This window comes from Pseudomonas sp. 05N434 (genome assembly GCF_056396965.1).
In genome coordinates this window covers 1-4,022 of the sequence record NZ_JBFTMK010000469.1, presented here as the reverse complement: position 1 = coordinate 4,022, position 4,022 = coordinate 1, and the positions used below count along the sequence as shown (strand labels likewise).

Annotated in this window: 3 protein-coding genes; 2 read left to right on the top strand and 1 reads right to left on the bottom strand. The window is 57.8% G+C overall.

Annotation, left to right across the window (positions count from 1 at the left end):
* Together AC1DLB_RS23580 and AC1DLB_RS23575 are read left to right on the top strand one after the other, a co-directional pair.
* Window positions 1-322 (top strand): transposase (locus AC1DLB_RS23580; protein WP_477785735.1); only part of this gene is annotated, 322 nt, incomplete at its 5' end.
* A 68-nt stretch (window positions 323-390) separates the two neighbouring features.
* A complete protein-coding gene (locus tag AC1DLB_RS23575; RefSeq protein WP_477785734.1) occupies window positions 391-3,102 on the top strand; it encodes an AAA domain-containing protein in 2,712 nt (903 codons plus the stop codon).
* 594 nt (window positions 3,103-3,696) lie between these two features.
* Here AC1DLB_RS23575 and AC1DLB_RS23570 read toward each other — a convergent pair.
* A partial coding sequence (locus tag AC1DLB_RS23570; RefSeq protein WP_477785733.1) for a LysR substrate-binding domain-containing protein occupies window positions 3,697-4,022 on the bottom strand: 326 nt, incomplete at its 5' end.

Here is a 4,022-nt window from a genome sequence, read left to right as displayed (position 1 = left end):
CATCATCTTCCGATCCAGGCAGACCGACTGCGCGACATGCCTGCTGAAAGCCAAGTGCTGTCCGAACACCTCGATTCGCAAGATTGCTCGCAGCGTCCATGAAGCCGCTCGTGATGTGGCTAGGCGCATTGCAGCAACGCCGGAGTACGTGCGCTCTCACCATGAGCGCAAGAAGGTCGAAATGCTGTTTGCCCGCTTCAAGCGCATCCTGAAACTGGATCGCCTGCGACTACGGGGCATGAGTGGTGCGGCCGACGAATTCACGCTGGCCGTCGCAGTGCAGAACCGGCTATCGATCCTGCACGCAATGATGSCAATATGACTCATCTTGGAGAAAGTAACATTCGGCGCGAGGCGAAGCCGGATGTCATGCGCATAGGGATAAGGAATATGGTTTCGATTCAGGTGGATGGTGAGGACAAGACCGCAAAGATCAGCGACTGGGCGATTCGCTGGAGCGACAAGTACGAAGCCCTGGAACTGACCTGTCACTTCCCCTCCAAGAAAAAATACACCCGTGCGCTCAGTAACTGCCAAGTTTCGCCCACCCGCGAGTTGACCAATGTATTGCTGCACAAGCCCGGCAGCACGATCGTCACGCCCATTGCCAAAGCTACGATTTACGGCGAGCGATATGCCGTCGTGCACTACCCGGGCGCCGAAAAGCCCTATGTCTACAAGATGGACGGTATCGGCTTTACCGCCCCGACATCGATGAAGGAAACGCCGGTCTTCCGCTATTTCACTCTCGTGGCGAATGCCCGACAGGATCACGCTGAGTCGAAAACTGATCGTGAAATTGCCGACAATGTGGTGCGCCAGCTCGGARAACTGCCCGCCATCGCTGGCACTGCCCTGCAAGCCTATTGTACGGGGCGAAACGGCACGCTGGCGCCGGGTCAGGGGCTCATCTATCCGTTCGGGCTTAACGAGAGTCAGCTTCAGGCGGTCGAGCGGGCGTTCAGCGCGCAAATCAGCGTGATCGAAGGCCCGCCAGGGACCGGCAAGACCCAGACGATCCTCAACATCCTCGCCAATATTCTGTTACGTGGGCAGACGGTAGCGGTGCTGTCCAACAACAATGCTGCCGTGGAAAACGTCTACGAAAAGCTGGAGAAATACGGCCTGGGCTACTTGGTCGCCAAGCTTGGCAACCAGGACAAACGTGAGGCCTTCTTTGCCGATCTGCCTGCTTGGCCATCAAACGCGCCCGAGCCGGCACCATCCCTAGATGAAATCCAGGCCTTGCTGACCCGCTTGAAGCAGCACCTGCAAGACCACAACAGGGCGGCACAACTGCAAATCGAGCTGGACGAGCTGGTCATCGAGCGGCGCTACCTGCAGCAGTGGCAGGCAGAAAGCGATGTACAGGCCACAGTCTCGCTCGACAAGTACGGCCTGACACCGCGCAAGACTGCGGACCTCATGGCCTACCTGGCGTACCTCGGCGAGCAGCGCATTCATCTCAAAGACCGTATCGAGCTTCTGTTCAAATTCAGAATCTTTCGCACCAAGCCATTCACCGAGGGCGAGGCGCGCATGGCCGTTTTCCATGCACTGCAGATGCATTACTACGACAAGTCGCTACGGGACAAGGAAGCGGAGCTGCGGGCGTGCCGTGAATCGTTGGCACGCGCGAATTTCACGGCCCTGCTGAAAGAACTGACAACAGCATCGATGCACCATCTCAAGCAGCATCTGCAACTTCAGGTACCGCCGTCGGACAGCTTTGATGTCAAAACTTACCGCAGGCATTTCGATGTCTTCTTGCAGCGCTTCCCTATCCTGGGCAGCGGCACGCACTCCATCGTCAATTCGATCGCGCCGGGAGCGGTCCTCGACTACGTGATCATCGACGAAGCCTCTTTGCAGGACATCGTGCCGGGCATCCTGCCACTGGGCTGCGCAAAGAACCTGATCGTCGTCGGAGACAACCGCCAGTTGCCGCATATCCCTGTGGCACTGGGGCTTCAAGCGCCCGCCGAAGTCTACGATTGCGAGCACTACAGCCTGCTGGATTCGTGCATTGCCGTGTTTCAGGACACGCTGCCCAGAACCCTGCTGAAAGAACATTACCGCTGCCACCCCAGGATCATCCAGTTCTGCAACCAGCAGTTCTACGACAACGCACTGGTGCCGATGACCGAGGACAAGGGCGAAGCCCCCCTGCGCCTGGTGGTGACAGCCAAGGGCAACCACGCCAGGAAGAACACCAACCTTCGGGAATTGGACTCCCTGCTGAAGGTGCTTGGGGACGAGGGGCCGCCCGTCGGTATGGACGGCGAAGGCCGCGGTTACATCGCCCCGTTCCGGGCGCAAGTCAACCTTTCCGACACGCACTTGCCGACGGATTTCGTCAAGGACACCGTGCACAAGTTTCAGGGGCGCGAATGCGACGAGATCGTCTTCTCCACCGTGCTGGACAAGAAGCGCTACAACCAGGCGCGAACACGCCTGGATTTCGTCGACGACCCACGCATGATCAACGTGGCAGTTTCGCGGGCCAAACATCGCTTCACCCTGGTGACTGGCGACGAGGTGTTCACTGACAACAATGGCCACATCGCCGCGCTGATTCGCTACATCAGCTATTACGCGCAGGACGATCAGATCRTACGCGCGCCGGTGGTGTCGGCATTCGACTTGCTGTACCGCGAGTACGACCAGTCTCTGGCACGCTTGGACGCCCGCCTGCGGCCCGAGGATTCACGCTACAAGTCCGAGCAGATCGTGGCACAGTTGCTGCGTGAAGCGCTGTCAGCCCCGGCGTGCCAGGCATTGAAGTACCACACACAGATCCAGCTGGATAAGCTTGCATCGCCGGGTAGCCTCGACTGGACGGAGCCCCAGCGGGCGTTCATGAGGCGCGCCAGTTGCGATTTCGTGATCTATTTCAAAGTGGGTAAAAAACCGATAGGGGTGATCGAGGTTGATGGCGGGTACCATGACCGACCCGTGCAGGCAGCTCGGGACGCCATGAAAAATGAGATTTTGGCTAGAAGTGGCATTCCTATTCTGCGGCTGCGGACAGTTGAGAGTGACATTGAGCGGAGAGTTGGCGACTTTATCGGGCAGTGGGCTAGTCCTACGCATGGCGCATAAGCACTGGGTCAGAGGTCGTCAGTCGTTGATGGTAGCAATCGACCCGAAGCTGCCTGTAGCCAAGCCGCAAGCTAGCCGATCGAAGGGTTACCGAAAGTATTCGCGACTCCTGTGGGAGCGGGCTTACCGGAGTGCCGCACCACCGCGAACACGGGCGAAGCCCTTGCCATCCAACACGATGCCAGAGACAGCATTTTGCATGTAAGGATCAGGCTTGGTCAGTAATCGCTTCAGGGATCGGGTCGAAAGCAGCCGCTGGCGAGGGACCGCTTTCGACCCGGGCTGTGTAAAAACGTTTTAGAGCAGGTTTGAAGGTTCGAATCGGAACGAAAACCGCGTTCCTACGCAAATTTCAGGACCACTGATCTGCCAATCACGGTCAGATTTTACGTAGCGACACAGACTTCAAAACGAGGCCTGCGTTTTTACACAGCCTGGACCCATAGCGGACACTCCAGCAGCCAGTCAGATGTGTCTACGAGACCAGAGGGCCATTCAACTTACTGGAAATTGTCTGCCCCCGACCTAGGCAACCTCATTGCGCACTTGACGGCAACTCTTATCCGGTATGGCGTGGCTTACAACCTCCTAACATCAGGCATTAGGTACTTTAAGGTCGAACAACAGCTCATCGGTTGCGCGATCAAAATGGTCGGTAAGGAAATCCAGCAATACACGCACGCGGGGAATCCGGTAACGATTGCCGTGTAATACCGCGTAGACGCCGGCCTCTCGGACACAAAAGTCAGGTAACAGGACCTTCAGTCGTCCAGCACGGATATCGGCTGCCGCATCCCAAATGGTCTTGCGTGCGATGCCATGTCCAGCCAACGCCCATGCGCGCGCGAGGGCGCCGTCGTTGGTTTCCCATGCCTGGCTCATGGGAACGGTGTGGTTCCATTCCTGACCATCCACCACAA